Here is a 14,936-nt window from a genome sequence, read left to right on the forward strand (position 1 = left end):
ACGCCAGTTCATCGGCGAGTTCGCGCCAGCGGGTCTGCTGGTCGGCCATCAGGTCGGCGGCCTCGGCGTTCAGGCGGGTCAGCTGTTCGGTGGGCGTCAGGCCGTCCTGGCTGACGACGCGGACCCGCTCGCGGACCTGAGCCTTCAGGCCGGCTACGCGGACCATGTAGAATTCGTCGAGGTTGTTGGCGCTGATCGCCAGGAAGCGCAGGCGCTCCAGCACCGGATGGCGGGGGTTGGTGCTTTCGGCCAGGACGCGCCGGTTGAACGCAAGCCACGAGAGCTCGCGGTTGAAGAACCGGGCGGGCGAGCTGGCGAGCTCGGCGTCCCAATCGTGCGCGACCCGTTCGCCGTCATTCGCAGACTGCGAAGCGAAAGGCGCGACATAGGTCATCAGAACCGCTCCCGAACTCCGAGGCCAGCTACTCCAACCACCCCGGCGGTGCAGTGTTCACTCGAAAAGATCAAGATTTTGAGTATCGCCCTCAAGAATCTGCCGGGCAAGCACCCGGGTCACCGGACGGAACTCGCCGTCGCCCGCCTCGTCCAGCCTTCGCACGATCTCCTGGGCGTCCGGAATCGACCGGCCCATTCGGCGCAGCAGGTACGGATAGACCTCTTCCGGGGGGCGAATATTCCGGTCACGGAAGAATTTGCGCAGCACGCCCTCGAGCACCGCGTCGTCCGGCGGTTCGATTTCAGCCACGTGCAAGGCGTTCAGCCGCGAGCGCAGGTCGGGCAGGGCGGCGGGCCAGCCCGCGGGCGGCTTGCGCGCCGTGAGCAGCAGGCCCGAGCCATCGCGCGCCGCCAGGTTGATAAGGTGGAACAGCGCCTCATCAGGCGCGCCCCGATCGACGTCCTCCACCAGAACCGGCCCGCGGGCGGCGGCGTCGAGATCCGGGGACCCTCGATCGAGGACCACCGCGCGGTGCTGCTGGGCCCAGGCGCGCGCCAGGTGGGTCTTGCCCGAACCTTCGGGTCCGACGAGCGCGAGCGCGCCGCCGGGCCACGCCGGCCAGGCGTCCACGGTCGCCGCGGCCTGGGCGTTCGAGCCGCCGACAACGAACTCGTCCCGGGCGTAGGCCGCGGGGCGTCGGAGGCTCAGCCGAAGCTGGCGGGCCATGCGCGGGATCCGGGGAACGAGGTCACGCGGGCAATCTAAAGGGGGCGGCGCGCGGAAGCCACCGGCCAGACCCGATCATCACCGGGTTTCACAGGGTCGGCTTAGAGGACGGGCGGCTCGTCCTTAGGCCGAAGGTCGCGGGTGGACATCAGGCTCCAGCCCTCGGCCTTGAGGAGTTCGATCGGCGAGAAGCGCACCTTGTAGTCCATCTTCTCGGAGCCGCGCACCCAGTAGCCCAGGTACACGTAAGGCATGTTGGTGAGGCAGGCCTGGACGACATGGTCCAGGATCACGAACGAACCCAGGCTGCGGCGCTTCATGGTGGGGTCATAGAAGCTGTAGACCAGCGACAGGCCGTCGCTCATCAGGTCTACCAGGGCGCAGGCGATCAGGTCGCCCGGGCCGCCGTCGGCCGACTTCAGCCGGTATTCGATGATGTGGGTGCGGACCGCCGTGTCCTCGACCATGGCGACGTAGTCGGGCCAGGTCATCTCGGCCATGCCGCCGTCGGCGTGGCGGGTCAGGAGGTAGCGGCGGAGCAGGTCGAACTGCTCCATGGTGGCCTCGGCCTCGACCAGGTGACGCTCGATGTCGTCGTTGCGGGCCAGCACCTTCCGCTCGGAGCGGGAGAACAGGTAGTCCGCCGCCGGAATCCGGGCGGACACACACGCCGAACAGGCCTCACAGGCCGGGCGGTAGGCGATGTTCTGGGAGCGGCGGAAGCCGACCTGGGTAAGGCTGTCGTTGACGGTCGCGCCGTCGGACAGCGGCAGGTGGGCGAAGACCTTCCGCTCGTAGCGCTCCGGCAGGTACGGACACGGAGACGGCGCAGTCAGGAAGAACCTGAGCTGTCGGGTCGGAAAATGCTGCGTCACGTGGTTGCGACCGCCCCTAAACCAAAGCGCCTCAATGGATTAGGCGTCATGCGGGGCCGTTGCGCAAGGCGCTTCGCTACAACCCCGGGTCCGGCGGAAGGACCGGCGCCTCCCGCAACAACACGATCGCAATGCGACGGTTGCCGGGAAGCGTCGGATCGTCCGGATAAAGCGGCTCCGAGGTCGCCTTGCCCGACACCTGGTAGATGCGGTCGGCGTCTACGCCGGCGCCCTGCAGGACGCGCCGCGACGCATCCGCGCGGGCCGCCGACAGCGGCCAGTCGCCCTCGGCCTTGGCCCCGCCCACGCTGGCGCTGGTGTGGCCGTAGACGCTGACGCGGTTCGGCAGCTGGTTGATCACCTTGGAGACGGCGCGCAGCAACAGCTTGGCCCGGTCGTTCGGCTGGGCCGAGCCCTGGTTGAACATCGAGCGGCCTTCCTGGTCGACCAGCTGGATGCGCAGACCTTCGGGCGTCTGGTCTATGATGATGTTCTTGGACAGTTCGGCGAGCTCGGGCATGTCCTGCAGCGACTGGCGCAGGGACTGGGCGGCCGAGGCGAACGCGGCCTCTTCGCGCTTCTGCAGGGCCTCGCGCAGAGCCTGGGTCGAGGCGGCCTCGAGGGAGTCGCCCTTGGCGGCGTCGCGGTTCTTGCCGTCGTTCGGATTGCGGCTGTCGGGTGCGAGCTCCTCGATGACCGAGGACGCGCCGGCGCTCTTCGAGCCGTCGGCGCCCAGGGCGGTGCCCCCCAGGATGCCGCCGGCGCCCGAGGTGGTCTCGGACACGCTGGCCGGGGCGAAATAGTCGGCGATGCCGCGCTTCTGCTCGGGGCTGGTCGTGTTGATCAGCCACATCAGCAGGAAGAAGGCCATCATGGCGGTCACGAAGTCGGCGTAGGCGACCTTCCAGGCGCCGCCGTGGTGGCCGTGGCCGCCGCCTTTCTTGATCTTCTTGATGACGATCGGCTGGTCGCCCACCGACATGGCTTAACCCCGAGTCCGCCTGCTAGAGGGAGCAAGGTGAAGGCTGCTCGTTAAGATGCAGCTAAGGTTACGGAGTGCGTGGGCAATGAAGGTCGCGTTCGCGGGCCTTGGCGTGATGGGTTTCCCGATGGCGGGACACCTAGCCAAGGCCGGCCATGAGGTGAGCGTCTACAACCGCAGCCCCGAGAAGGCGCGGCGCTGGGTGGAGGTCCACGGGGGTCGGATGGGCGCGACGGCCGCCGAGGCCGCGGCGGGCGCGGAGCTGCTGGTGCTGTGCGTCGGCAACGACGACGACGTGCGCCAGGTGGTGCGCGAGGCGCTGGACGGCCTGGCCCCGGGCGCAGTCATCGTCGACCACACGACAACCTCGGCCGTCGTGGCGCGCGAAATGGCCGAGGTGGCGGCGCGGGGGGGCCGCGCCTTCGTCGACGCGCCGGTCTCCGGCGGTCAGGCCGGCGCGGAGAACGGCCAGCTGACGATCATGTGCGGCGGGGACGAGGCCGCGTTCGCAAGGTGCGAGCCGGTGATCGGCGCCTACGCCAAGGCGACCCGCCTGATGGGCGGGCCCGGCGCGGGCCAGCTGACCAAGATGGTCAACCAGATCTGCATCGCCGGCGTGGTCCAAGGGCTCGCCGAAGGTTTGCACTTTGCGAAACGCGCCGGCCTCGACCCGCAGGCGGTCTACGAGGCGATCTCGAAGGGCGCGGCCCAGTCCTGGCAGATGGACAACCGCTGGAAGACGATGGCCGAGGGCCGGTTCGACTTCGGCTTCGCGGTCGACTGGATGCGCAAGGACCTGGGCCTGCTGCTGGACGAGGCCGGGCGCAACGGCGCGAGCCTCGAGATGACGGCGATGGTCGACCGCTTCTACGCCGAGGTGCAGGCGCTGGGCGGCGCCCGTTGGGACACCTCCAGCCTGGTGGCCCGCCTGGAGAAGCCGGAATGATCCTGAAGACCGAGCGGCTGACCCTCACGCCGCCCGAGCCGGCGGACGCCGCCTTCGTCCTCGAGCTGCTGAACGATCCGGGTTGGATCGCCAACATCGGCGACCGCGGGGTGCGCACCGTGGAGGACGCCAGAACCTATATCGCCGAGCGGTTCTCGAAGAGCCCTTGGTTCGTCGTCCGCGACCCATCGGGGGAGCCGGTGGGCCTGTGTGGCATCGTCGTCGGCCGTGAAGGCCTGGACAGCCCCGACATCGGCTACGCCTTGCTGGCCCGGCATGCGGGCCACGGCTACGCCACCGAGGCGGCGCGCGCGGTCCTGGCGCATGCGCGGCAAGCGATGGGCCTTTCGAAGGTGGCGGCCATAACGGCGCCGGGCAACGTGGCCTCGCAGCGCGTGCTCGAGAAGATCGGCCTGCGCTTCGTGCAGATGATCAACCTGCCCGGGTCGGAGGAGCCGAGCGCGTACTTCTCGACCTGAACGGAGGGCGGATGGCGGCGATGACCACACGGAGGGTGGAGGCCAACGGCTTCCGGTTCGCCGTGGATGAGGCCGGCGAGGGCGACCACCTTGCGCTGTGCCTGCACGGCTTTCCCGAAAGTCGGTTCTCGTGGCGCCATCAGCTGCCGTTGCTGGCTGAGCTGGGCTACCGCGCGTGGGCGCCGGACCTGCGCGGCTATGGCGACACCGAGCCCCGGCCGCAGGACGTGGCGAGCTATCGCATCGACCGGCTGGTCGAGGACGTGGCCGCGCTCGTCGACGCCAGCGGCGCCCGGCGCGCGACGCTGATCGCGCATGACTGGGGCGCGATCGTCGCCTGGACCTTCGCCGCGCGGCAGGTGCGGCCGCTGGAGCGGCTGGTGATCATGAACGTGCCGCATCCGGCGGTGTTCGGACAGGTGCTGCGGCGCTCGCCCGCGCAGCGGCGCCGTTCGTGGTACGTGGGCTTCTTCCAGCTACCCTGGCTGCCCGAGACGATGCTCACCTTGGGCAAGGGGCGCGCGATCCGGCGGGCGTTCTGCGACATGGCCGTGGACAAGAGCCGCTTCCCGCACGAGGTGCTGGACCACTACGCGGCCAATGCGTTGCGGCCGGGCGCCATGCGCGCCATGGTCAACTGGTACCGGGCGGCGGTGCGGTTCCCGTTCCAGGAGGGGCCGTGGCCGAAGATCACCACGCCCACCCTGGTCGTCTGGGGCGAGGAAGATGCGGCGCTCGGACTCGAAACTCTCGAAGGAACCGAGGCTTACGTCGAGAACCTCGCGATCCGACGGTTGCCGAAGGTTTCGCACTGGGTCCAGCAGGAGGCGCCAGAGCAGGTCAATGCAATCCTGAGCGAGTGGCTGCGGCCGTAGGCGTCAGCGCCGGTCGCGCCCGAGGCGCATGAGGCCCAGGTCGACGCCTTCGGTCAGGGCTTCGCCCACCATGAGCCCACCGCGGAGAGAGGGCGTGATCCGCGCGGCGAACGGCGGCGGGTCGGGCAGGCGTCGGCGTTCGCCGCCCCATGGCTGGAACCAAAGGGCCGGCGCAGGCTGGGCGGCCGGGTCGAGGATGTAGAGCCCATCGTCGCCGGGGACCCAGGACTCGCCCGGGCGCAGTTCGGCGACCGGCCGCCAGGCCCCGTCGCGCAGCACGCCGACGGTCTCGGCGTCCTGGCGTTGGCCGTAGAGGACGCCCGAGGGTGCGGCGAGCAGCGAGCGGAGGCCCTGACCGCCCGGCTCGGGCGACGGCGCGGCGCCCCGCGCGACGGACATCAGCCGCCAGGACTGGCCTTGGCGTTCGACGTAGCGGATGCGGCCGTCGGCGCTGAAGACCGGGCTCCGCTTGTCGCGCCCGTCGTTGGTCAGCCGCTGCAGCCGCGAACCGTCGCGGGCGACGGTGTAGAGGTCGGCGCGTCGGCCCTCGATCACCACGAAGGCGACCGTCTGGCCGTCGGGCGACCAGGTGGGGTTGAACGGATAGCTGCCCAGCCGCGTCGTCAGCTGCGTTGTCCGCCCGTCCGGGTGGCTGATCCAGATGTCCGGCGGACCGCCGCGGTCGGAGACGTGGACAACGGCGCCGGCAGGCCCCTCGACGGGATCCCAATCATTGGACGACGTCAGGATGCGGTGGCGCACGGCGCCGCCGGGATCGTAGCTGACCAGACCGCTGCGGGGACGGGACAGCTCGACGGCGACGCCGCCCGTCCGATCCGCCGACATGCGCATGAAACTGGTGACGCCCAGGCCGAGGCTGACGCGCTCGGGATCGGCGCGGCGGTCGCGCACGTCCACGCGCCACAGGCCGAACCCGCCGCCGCGGTTCGAGGCATAGAAGAGGTGGCGGCTGTCGGGCGACCAGACGTATCCGGCGGCCTTCCAGCCATCGCGGGTCAGCGCCCGCTCGCGGCGGTTGCGCAGGTCCAGCAGGACGATCTCGTCCGATCCGTAGAGCAGACTGCGTCGGAAGGCGACGAAGCGGCCGTCGGGCGAGGCCTGGGGTTCGCCGTCGCCCAGGCTCTCGACCGGCGGGTTGGTCAGGGGGCGGGCCGCGCCGCTCGCGATGTCGATGGCCACGAGGCGCGACAGGTCCGAGCCGGCGGGCGCGTCGGCGATGACCAGCGTGCGGTCGTCAAGCCAGGTGGGATGCGCCTGGGTCGTGCGGCAGTCCGCCAGCCGCTGTTCGCCGCCCCGCGGGGCGAGCGCGACCATCACCGAGCAGCGCCCATCTGGGCTCCATCGCAGGAAGGCGAGGCGGGTCCCGTCGGGCGACTAGGCCGGGGCGAAGTCGTCGTCAGGCCCGGAGGTGACCGGCGCGGGCTCGCCGCCGGCGACGGCGCGCAGATGGATGTCGCGGGGGGCGTACGAGCGGGGCTGGTAAGCGTAGGCGAGCTGGCGGCCATCTGGCGAAAGCGCCGGATGGGTCTTGAAGGTGGGCTCGGACGTGAGCGGGCGGAACTCGCTGACCGCCCACGGCTGCGGCCGCTGTGTCCACAGCCAGGCGGCCGCCGCGAGCGCCAGCATCACGGCCAGGAACTGGTAGGCGCCCAAGCGCCAGCGGCGTCGGGCCGGCGCTGGGGCTGCGGTCGCGAAAGCGGCGCTCGGCTCCCGCGCCTCCAGCCGGTAGCCGACAGTGGGGATGGTCTCGAGCACGATGTCGGCGTCGGGCGCCAGCGCCTTCCGGAGCTGCACGACGCAGCGGGTGAGGGCGTCCTCGGAGACGATGCGGCCGCCCCAGGCCTGCTCGCCGAGCGAGTCGCGGCTGACCACGGCCCCCAGGCCGCGATGCATGGCCACCAGCACCTTCATGACGCGCGGCTCCAGCGCCCGGACGCCGCCGGGCCCCTCGAGCTTCAGCTCGGCGGGCCGCACCTCGGTGCGCGCCAGGCGGAACGGCGGCTCGTAGGCCAGCACGATCTCACGAGGCGGCCGGATGCTGGTCAGCTCATTCATCGGCAAATCATCGGCAAACGATCGGCTCCGGCCCCAGGCGCATCGCCCGCCAAGTCTCCGACAAAACCGCCGTTCCGCCAAACGCCAACGCGGCGGGCGACTCTCGATGGAGGATCGGATGGACATTCGGATGATCACAGCCGGCGCGGCCTTCGCGGCGGCGATGCTGGCCGGGGGACCAGGATTGGCCGGTGAAACCAAGGCGAACCAGGTGAAGGTGGGTTCCGCCAGGGTGGCCATCGACCACGAGGCGCTTTCGACCGAAGCCGGCGCGCGCGACCTGCTGGCGCGGATGGACGCGGCGGCGCGCAAGGCGTGCGGCGGCGATGCTCGGCGGCACTCGAGCTGGAAGTCTACGCCGGACCTGGCGCGGCGCGCGTTCGAGACCTGCCGGCAGGAAGCCGTGGCGCGCGCGGTGGCCGAGCTTGGCTCGCCCCGATTGGCCGCGGCGCACGCCGCTGGGCCCCGCGAGGGCCTCGCCCGTTAGGGAGGCGCTAGGCGCCCAGAAGCCGCGCCGCCCGGGGGGCGAAGTAGGTGATGACCCCGGCGGCGCCGGCCCGCTTGAAGGCGCCCAGGCTTTCGAGGATCGCCCGCTCCTCGTCCAGCCAGCCGTTCTGGGCGGCGGCCATCAGCATGGCGTACTCGCCCGAGACCTGGAACGCGAAGGTCGGCATCTGGAAGGCGTCGACCACCTGACGGACGATGTCGAGGTAGGGCAGCCCTGGCTTCACCATCACCATGTCGGTGCCCTCGGCGATGTCGAGGGCGACCTCGCGCAGGGCCTCGGCCTGGTTCGCCGGGTCCATCTGGTAGGTCTTCTTGTCGCCGGGATTGTCGACCGAGCCCGTGCCGAGCTTCCCCGACCCGATGGCCTCGCGGTAGGGCCCGTAGAAGGCCGAGGCGTACTTGGCGGCGTAGGACATGATCATCACGTCCTGCAGTCCGTCGCGCTCGAGGGCGATGCGCAGCGCGCCCACCCGGCCGTCCATCATGTCGGACGGCGCAAGGATATCGCAGCCTGCGTTCGCCTGGACGAGCGCCTGGGCGACCAGGGCCTCGATGGTGGCGTCGTTCAGGATGCGACCGCCTTCAATCAGGCCGTCGTGGCCGTGGTCGGTGAAAGGATCGAGGGCGACGTCGCACATGATCCCGACCTCCGGGGCCGCGTCCTTCATCGCCTTCACCGCATTGCAGACGAGGCCGTTCGGATCGGCGGCTAGCGAACCCCGGGCGTCCTTCTTCGCGCCGTCGATGTGCGGGAAGACGGCGATGGCCGGGATGCCCAGCGCCTTGGCTTCCTTGGCCGCCTTCGCCGCCTCCTTGACGGATAACCGGGCGACGCCGGGCATCGAGCCGACCGGGACCTCGCCGTCACCCTCGTGCACCACCATCGACCAGATCAGGTCGGCCGGCGTCAGCACGGTTTCGCGGACCAGGCGGCGGGTCCAGTCAGCCTGGCGAAGGCGGCGCAGGCGGAGCGCGGGATAGGCGGCGAGGGGAGCTTTGGTCATCGGCGGCGCTTTGGACCCGGACGCCGCGCGAGGCAAGTCCCGGGCGGCGGCCGGCGCCTGCCGCAGCGGCAGATTGACACAGCGTCAGGGGCGGGCGAACTCCCGCCCATGGACTTCAACCTGACGGAAGACCAGCGGGCCATCGAAGACGCCGCGCGCGCCTTCGCCGCCGCTGAGCTCGCGCCGCATTCGGCGCGCTGGGACGAGGAGAAGCACTTTCCGGTCGACGTGTTGCGCAAGGCGGCCGAACTGGGCTTCGCCGGCCTCTACGTGCGCGACGACGTCGGCGGCTCGGCCTTGAGCCGGCTGGATGCTTCCATCGTCTTCGAACAACTGTCGTACGGCGACGTCGCGACGGCGGCCTTCATCTCGATCCACAACATGGCCTCGTGGATGATCGACCGGTTCGGCTCGGACGAGCTGCGCCGGCGGTATCTGCCCAGGCTAACGACGATGGAGCTCATCGCCTCGTACTGCTTGACCGAGCCGGGTTCGGGTTCGGACGCGGCGGCGCTGAAGACGACGGCGCGGAAGGACGGCGACAGCTACGTCCTGAACGGCTCCAAGGCCTTCATCTCCGGCGCCGGGACCTCGGACGTCTATGTGGTGATGGCCCGGACGGGCGGCGACGGTCCCGGCGGCGTCTCGACCTTCGTGGTCGAGAAGGACACGCCCGGCCTGTCGTTCGGGGCCCAGGAGCGGAAGATGGGCTGGAACGCCCAGCCGACCGCGCTGGTGAACTTCGACGATTGCCGCGTGCCCGCGGAGAACCGCGTGGGCGAGGAGGGCCAGGGCTTCAAGATCGCCATGGCCGGCCTCGATGGCGGGCGGATCAACATCGCTTCGTGCTCGCTGGGCGGGGCCGGCTTCGCGCTCGACACCGCCAAGAGCTACCTGGAGACGCGCAAGCAGTTCGGCCGGGCCCTGAAGGAGTTCCAAGGGCTGCAGTGGCGCCTGGCGGACATGGCCACCGAACTGGACGCCGCCCGCCTGATGGTGCGCCGCGCGGCCCACGCGCTGGACAACAAGGACCCGAAGGCGACGCAGTACTGCGCCATGGCCAAGCGGTTCGCCACCGACGCCGGCTTCGAAGTGGCCAACCAGGCGCTGCAGCTGCACGGCGGCTATGGCTACCTGCGCGACTTCCCGCTGGAGCGCATCGTGCGCGACCTGCGGGTCCACCAGATCCTCGAAGGCACCAACGAGATCATGCGGGTGATCGTCGCCCGGGAGTTGTTCCGAGCATGAGCGAACCGGAAGTCCTGACCCGCGTGGAGGGCCGCGTCGGCCGCATCACGCTGAACCGCCCCCAGGCGCTGCACGCCCTGACGACGCAGATGTGCCGCGACATCACCGCGGCGCTGCTGGCGTGGAAGGACGATCGGGCGGTGGAGCTGGTGCTGCTGGACCACTCGGGCGAGCGCGGGTTCTGCGCCGGCGGTGACATCCGCATGCTGGCCGAGAGCGGGCAGGGGGACGGAAACGCCGCGCGCGAGTTCTTCTTCACCGAGTACCGCCTGAATGACCTGCTGTTCCGCTATCCCAAGACGACCGTGGCGATCATGGACGGCGTCACCATGGGCGGCGGCGTGGGGCTGTCCAGGCCCTGCCGGTTCCGGGTGGCGACCGAGCGGACCACCTTCGCCATGCCCGAGACCGGGATCGGCCTGTTCCCGGATGTGGGCGGCGGCTGGTACCTGTCGCGGATGCCGGAGCACATCGGGCTGTGGCTGGCCCTGACCGGCGCGAGGATCAAGGCGGCGAGCTGCGAGCTCTTGGGGATCGCGACCGACTATGTGGAGAGCGCCCGGATCCCCGAGCTGAAGGCCGGGATCCTGGCCGACCCCCGGAAGACCGAGACCCTGCTGACCGAGCTGGAGGCCGATCCCGGCCGGCCCACGATCGCCGCGCACCAGGACGAGATCGCCAAGCTGTTCGCTGGCGACAGCGTCGAGGCCATCGTTGCCGCCCTCGAAGCGGCGGGCACCGAGTGGGCGACGGAGCAGCTGAACGTCATGCGGACGAAATCGCCGCAGACGATGAAGGTCGCCTTCCGCCAGCTGCAGCTCGGCGCGCGGGCCAAGACCTTCGCCGAGAACATCGCCATGGAGTACCGCATCGGCGCGCGGGTCGTGCAGCGGCACGACTTCATCGAGGGCGTCCGCGCGGTGATCGTCGAGAAGGACAACGCGCCGAAGTGGAACCCGGCCACGCTGGAAGGCGTGACCGAGGCCATGCTGGACGAGATCTTCGCGCCGCTGCCGGCCGACCAGGAATGGACCCCGCTTCCGGAGCTTTCCGCATGACCCGCATCGCTTTCATCGGCCTCGGCAACATGGGCGGAGGCATGGCCGCGAACCAGGCGAAGGCCGGGCGCGAGGTGATGGCGTTCGACCTCTCGGCCGCGGCGCTGGAGAAGGCGAGGGGCGCAGGCTGCACGCCGGCCGCCTCGGTTGCGGAAGCGGTGAAGACGGCCGACGCGGTAATCACCATGCTGCCGGCCGGGCCGCACGTGCGCCAGGTCTATGCAGAGCAGGTGCTACCCAATGCGCCCAAGTCGGCGCTGCTGATCGACTGCTCGACCATCGACGTGGAGAGCGCCCGGGCCGTGGCCAAGCAGGCCAAGGATCAGGGCTTCCGCTTCGCCGACGCGCCGGTCTCTGGCGGCACGGCGGCGGCCGAAGCCGGTTCGCTGGCCTTCATGGTCGGCTGCGACGAGGCGGACTTCGCCGCCGTGGAAGAGACCATCCAGCCCATGAGCCGCGCCACCATCCGGGCCGGCGACCACGGAGCCGGGCAGGCGGCCAAGATCTGCAACAACATGGTCCTCGGCATCTCGATGATCGGCGTCTGCGAGGCTTTCGCGCTCGCCGAGAAGCTGGGCCTGGACGGCGAGCGGTTCTTCGAGATCGCCTCGAAGTCGTCGGGCCAGTGCTGGAGCCTGACGAGCTATTGCCCCTGGCCGGGCCCGGTGCCGACGGCGCCCTCGAACCGCGGTTATGAGGGCGGCTTCGCGACGGCGATGATGCTGAAGGACCTGAAGCTCGCCCAGGAGGCCGCGGCGAAGGCCGGCGCGGCGACGCCCCTGGGATCGACCGCCGAGGGGCTCTACGCCCTGTTCGACCGCCTGGGCGGCGGAGGCAAGGACTTCTCGGCGATCCTGGAGCTGCTGCGGGGCAAGGCCCCGGCAGCCTAAAGGTAGTTCGCCCCGTCGAACTTCATGATCTTGAGGCTGTCGAGATCGACGTCTTCGGCGCAGCGCAGGTTCACCATCGCCATCGGCGTCCCGTTCACCTCGCCCTCGGCGTAGGGCGAGCAGCCGCACGTCTTGCAGAAGTGGTGCTGGATGACGTGCTTGTGGAAGGTGTAGGTCCCGACGGCCTCTGGATCGGCCCGGACCTTGAGCTTGTCCTTGGACGTGCCGAACAGGATCGAGCCCTTGCGGCGGCACATCGAGCAGTTGCACTCGATCGCTTCCGCCGGCTCGGCGTCGAGGGTCAGGGCGATCTTGCCGCAATGGCAGCTGACGTGAACGGGCATATCTTGCTCTCCGGGTCTGCCTAGAGGACGAACGCCCCGCGGGATTTCCGACAGGCGCCGCCCACGAATTCTAAGCGGCTATCCACGAATGCTCAGGCGTAGCCGGGGCCGATTTTATGGACAATGTGAAATCACGGCGCCAAAAGGCGGGCGTATTTCAGGGGCCGGCTGCTTCGTACGACGCCGGGATCAAGTCGATGGATTACAGGTCCGCTTTCCGAACCGCTCTCGAGAACATCCGTTCCGAAGGGCGCTACCGCGTGTTCGCGGACCTGAAGCGCCATCGCGGCGAATTCCCCAAGGCGACCTGGACGCGGGGGGACGGCTCCGAGACCGAAGTCACCGTCTGGTGCTCGAACGACTACCTGGGCCAGGGCCAGAACCCCGTCGTGCTGGACGCCATGCACAAGGCGATCGAGGAGGCCGGCGCGGGCTCGGGCGGCACCCGCAACATCTCGGGCACCACGCACTACCACGTCGAGCTGGAGCGCGAGCTCGCGGACCTGCACGGCAAGGAAGCCGCGTTGCTGTTCACCTCTGGCTACGTCTCGAACGAGGCGACGCTATCCACGCTCTACAAGATCCTGCCGGGGCTGCAGGTCTTCTCGGACGAGCTGAACCACAACTCGATGATCTCGGGCATTCGCGCCGGCAAGCGCGAGCAGCGGTTCGTCTTCCGGCATAACGACCTCGAGCACCTGGAAGAGCTGCTCGCCGCCGCCGATCCGGACCGCCCGAAGCTGATCGCCTTCGAGAGCGTCTATTCGATGGACGGCGACATCGCCGACATCGCCGGCACGGTGGCGCTGGCCAAGAAGTACGGCGCCATGACGTACATCGACGAGGTCCACGCGGTCGGCATGTACGGCCCTCGTGGCGCGGGCGTCGCCGAGCGGGACGGCCTGATGGCCGAGATCGACATCATCGAGGGCACGCTCGGCAAGGCGTTCGGCGTCATGGGCGGCTACATCGCCGCCGACGCGGTGATCGTGGACGCGATCCGCTCTTACGCCGACGGCTTCATCTTCACGACGTCGCTTCCGCCAGCGCTGGCCGCGGGCGCGGCCGCCTCGATCCGCTGGCTGAAGGAACACAACGAGGTTCGCGAGGCGCACCAGGAGCGCGCCGCCACCCTGAAGGCGCGCCTGGCCAAGGCCGGCCTGCCGGTGATGCCAAGCGTCAGCCACATCGTGCCCGTGCTGGTGGGCGATCCCGTCCACTGCAAGATGATCAGCGACATCCTGCTGGAAGAGCACGGCATCTACGTCCAGCCGATCAACTATCCGACCGTGCCGCGGGGCACCGAGCGGCTGCGGTTCACGCCGTCGCCGGCCCACACGGACGAGATGATGGACAAGCTGGCCCACGCGCTCGAGGCGCTCTGGGTCCACTGCAACATCAAGCGCGTCGGCGGCGTCGCGGCCTAAGCGGCAACGCCCTAGAAGACGTCGGTCACCCGGCAGATGGCGCTCCAGCCACCCTTGAAGGTGGCGAGTTGCACGACGGCGACCTCGTGGATGACGCCGCGGCTCTCGACGGTGAACAGGTCGCCAAGCTTGGGGGTCAGCGGGTCTACGGACCAGATGGCCACCTCGCGGCGGGTCTCCAGCTCCTCGTCCAGGATCTCGTAGCCGCTCTCGCTGAACGGGCGCAGGCCGGCGTCGGTCTTCAACTGGGGCATCACTTCCTCCGTCGGACGCCGCGGCCCAGGCCAATCTTCTTGGCGAAGTCGGACCGGCGGGCTGCATAGGCCGGGGCGACCATCGGATAGTCCGGCGGGAGCCCCCACCGGCGGCGGTATTCGTCCGGGCTCATGTTGTAGCGGGAGCGGAGATACCGCTTGAGCATCTTCAGCTTCTTCCCGTCCTCGAGACAGACGATGTAGTCGTGCTGGACCGAACGCCCGACGGGAACGGCGGGCTTCGGACGCTCTTCCGGCGCAGGGGCTCCCTGGCCGCGGGTCAGCTGCTCCAGGGTCTGGTGAACCGTACGGATGATGTCCGGCACGGCCTCGGCCGACACGGCGTTGCGGCTGACATAGGCCGCGACGATTCCGGCGCCCAGGCGCAGGATGTCTTCCCCCGACGAAGCCCCGGAGTCGGGTCCAACGCTCATAGTTCCCCCTTTATCCACGCTGCACTGGGCCAGAGGCGGCCCGCGCGGTGCACCTCGGCCTGAACCGGACAACGCCGAAGGCGGAGGTTCGTTCCCACCTCCCGGCGGTTGGAACGCGCGCGGCAAGAGAGTAAAGAACGCGCTCCGCCGCTCCCGGACCCAACCAGCCAGAAAGGCACGCCCTTGAACGCGCACGTGCAATCGCAAGCCCAGACGGACGAGTTCTTCACGAAGAGCGTCGACGGGGCCGATCCGGCGGTGGCCGCCGTGCTGAACGGCGAGCTGAAGCGCCAGCAGGACCAGATCGAACTGATCGCGTCCGAGAACATCGTCTCGAAGGCGGTGCTGGACGCGCAGGGGAGCGTGCTGACCAACAAGTACGCCGAGGGCTATCCGGGCAAGCGCTACTACGGC

General features: G+C 69.7%; 17 protein-coding genes and 2 pseudogenes. 9 read left to right on the forward strand and 10 right to left on the reverse strand.

Features of this window, described 5'->3' with window-relative positions:
- The 4 genes and pseudogenes from RIF93_RS12455 to RIF93_RS12470 all read right to left on the reverse strand — a co-directional run.
- Nucleotides 1–394, reverse strand: a pseudogene (locus tag RIF93_RS12455) (RNA degradosome polyphosphate kinase); the annotation flags it as partial.
- A gap of 57 nt (nt 395–451) precedes the next feature.
- A complete protein-coding gene (locus RIF93_RS12460) occupies nt 452–1,123 on the reverse strand; it encodes a DnaA ATPase domain-containing protein (protein ID WP_309091774.1) in 672 nt (223 codons plus the stop codon).
- 101 nt (nt 1,124–1,224) lie between these two features.
- Nucleotides 1,225–1,998, reverse strand: coding sequence for an arginyltransferase (locus RIF93_RS12465; RefSeq protein WP_309091776.1), 774 nt, complete (start codon nt 1,996–1,998; stop codon nt 1,225–1,227).
- Between the two features lie 76 nt (nt 1,999–2,074).
- Complete coding sequence (locus RIF93_RS12470; RefSeq protein ID WP_309091777.1) at nt 2,075–2,980, reverse strand: flagellar motor protein MotB; 906 nt, start codon at nt 2,978–2,980, stop codon at nt 2,075–2,077.
- A gap of 85 nt (nt 2,981–3,065) precedes the next feature.
- Here RIF93_RS12470 and RIF93_RS12475 point away from each other — a divergent pair, with 85 nt between their 5' ends.
- From RIF93_RS12475 to RIF93_RS12485, 3 genes are read left to right on the forward strand one after another with little or no spacing between them, the layout of a single operon-like run.
- On the forward strand, nt 3,066–3,926 hold the full coding sequence (locus RIF93_RS12475) for an NAD(P)-dependent oxidoreductase (RefSeq protein ID WP_309091778.1): 861 nt from the start codon (nt 3,066–3,068) through the stop codon (nt 3,924–3,926).
- On the forward strand, nt 3,923–4,405 hold the full coding sequence (locus tag RIF93_RS12480) for a GNAT family N-acetyltransferase (RefSeq protein WP_309091779.1): 483 nt from the start codon (nt 3,923–3,925) through the stop codon (nt 4,403–4,405). The genes RIF93_RS12475 and RIF93_RS12480 overlap by 4 nt, the downstream gene beginning before the upstream one ends.
- 20 nt (nt 4,406–4,425) lie before the next feature.
- On the forward strand, nt 4,426–5,280 hold the full coding sequence (locus RIF93_RS12485; protein ID WP_309091780.1) for an alpha/beta hydrolase: 855 nt from the start codon (nt 4,426–4,428) through the stop codon (nt 5,278–5,280).
- Nucleotides 5,281–5,283: 3 nt separating this feature from the next.
- On the opposite strand, the gene RIF93_RS12490 is transcribed toward RIF93_RS12485, so the two are convergent.
- Both RIF93_RS12490 and RIF93_RS12495 read right to left on the reverse strand, forming a co-directional pair.
- A complete protein-coding gene (locus tag RIF93_RS12490; protein WP_309091781.1) occupies nt 5,284–6,615 on the reverse strand; it encodes a hypothetical protein in 1,332 nt (443 codons plus the stop codon).
- A 60-nt stretch (nt 6,616–6,675) separates the two neighbouring features.
- Nucleotides 6,676–7,356 (reverse strand): winged helix-turn-helix domain-containing protein, encoded by a 681-nt coding sequence (locus RIF93_RS12495; protein ID WP_309091782.1) that lies wholly within the window; start codon nt 7,354–7,356, stop codon nt 6,676–6,678.
- Nucleotides 7,357–7,474: 118 nt separating this feature from the next.
- On the opposite strand from RIF93_RS12495, the gene RIF93_RS12500 reads away from it, so the two are divergent.
- Nucleotides 7,475–7,843, forward strand: a complete 369-nt coding sequence (locus tag RIF93_RS12500) for a UrcA family protein (protein ID WP_309091783.1) — start codon at nt 7,475–7,477, stop codon at nt 7,841–7,843.
- Nucleotides 7,844–7,850: 7 nt separating this feature from the next.
- Here the strand turns inward: RIF93_RS12500 and hemB are convergent, their stop codons facing one another.
- Nucleotides 7,851–8,867, reverse strand: a complete 1,017-nt coding sequence (gene hemB, locus RIF93_RS12505; RefSeq protein WP_309091784.1) for a porphobilinogen synthase — start codon at nt 8,865–8,867, stop codon at nt 7,851–7,853.
- 108 nt (nt 8,868–8,975) lie between these two features.
- Between hemB and RIF93_RS12510 the strand changes: the two genes are divergently transcribed.
- The 3 genes from RIF93_RS12510 to mmsB are packed head-to-tail and all read left to right on the forward strand — an operon-like array spanning nt 8,976 to nt 12,063.
- The gene (locus tag RIF93_RS12510) at nt 8,976–10,115 is read left to right on the forward strand and encodes an isobutyryl-CoA dehydrogenase (RefSeq protein WP_309091785.1); all 1,140 of its coding nucleotides are present in this window, start codon (nt 8,976–8,978) and stop codon (nt 10,113–10,115) included.
- The gene (locus tag RIF93_RS12515; RefSeq protein WP_309091786.1) at nt 10,112–11,173 is read left to right on the forward strand and encodes an enoyl-CoA hydratase/isomerase family protein; all 1,062 of its coding nucleotides are present in this window, start codon (nt 10,112–10,114) and stop codon (nt 11,171–11,173) included. Before RIF93_RS12510 ends, RIF93_RS12515 begins: the two co-directional genes overlap by 4 nt.
- A complete protein-coding gene (gene mmsB, locus RIF93_RS12520; RefSeq protein ID WP_309091787.1) occupies nt 11,170–12,063 on the forward strand; it encodes a 3-hydroxyisobutyrate dehydrogenase in 894 nt (297 codons plus the stop codon). Before RIF93_RS12515 ends, mmsB begins: the two co-directional genes overlap by 4 nt.
- Here the strand turns inward: mmsB and RIF93_RS12525 are convergent.
- Complete coding sequence (locus RIF93_RS12525) at nt 12,060–12,407, reverse strand: GFA family protein (RefSeq protein WP_309091788.1); 348 nt, start codon at nt 12,405–12,407, stop codon at nt 12,060–12,062. The two genes, mmsB and RIF93_RS12525, sit on opposite strands and share 4 nt — an antisense overlap.
- 197 nt (nt 12,408–12,604) lie before the next feature.
- Here RIF93_RS12525 and hemA point away from each other — a divergent pair, with 197 nt between their 5' ends.
- Nucleotides 12,605–13,834, forward strand: coding sequence for a 5-aminolevulinate synthase (gene hemA / locus RIF93_RS12530; protein ID WP_309091789.1), 1,230 nt, complete (start codon nt 12,605–12,607; stop codon nt 13,832–13,834).
- A gap of 11 nt (nt 13,835–13,845) precedes the next feature.
- On the opposite strand, the gene RIF93_RS12535 is transcribed toward hemA, so the two are convergent.
- The gene (locus RIF93_RS12535; RefSeq protein ID WP_309091790.1) at nt 13,846–14,088 is read right to left on the reverse strand and encodes a hypothetical protein; all 243 of its coding nucleotides are present in this window, start codon (nt 14,086–14,088) and stop codon (nt 13,846–13,848) included.
- Complete coding sequence (locus RIF93_RS12540) at nt 14,088–14,522, reverse strand: MucR family transcriptional regulator (protein WP_309091791.1); 435 nt, start codon at nt 14,520–14,522, stop codon at nt 14,088–14,090. Before RIF93_RS12540 ends, RIF93_RS12535 begins: the two co-directional genes overlap by 1 nt.
- A 195-nt stretch (nt 14,523–14,717) precedes the next feature.
- Between RIF93_RS12540 and glyA the strand changes: the two are divergent.
- Nucleotides 14,718–14,936 (forward strand): annotated as a pseudogene (gene glyA / locus RIF93_RS12545) (serine hydroxymethyltransferase); the annotation flags it as partial.

Origin of the sequence: Phenylobacterium sp. (genome assembly GCF_031181185.1) — a bacterium.
Classification (GTDB): domain Bacteria; phylum Pseudomonadota; class Alphaproteobacteria; order Caulobacterales; family Caulobacteraceae; genus Phenylobacterium.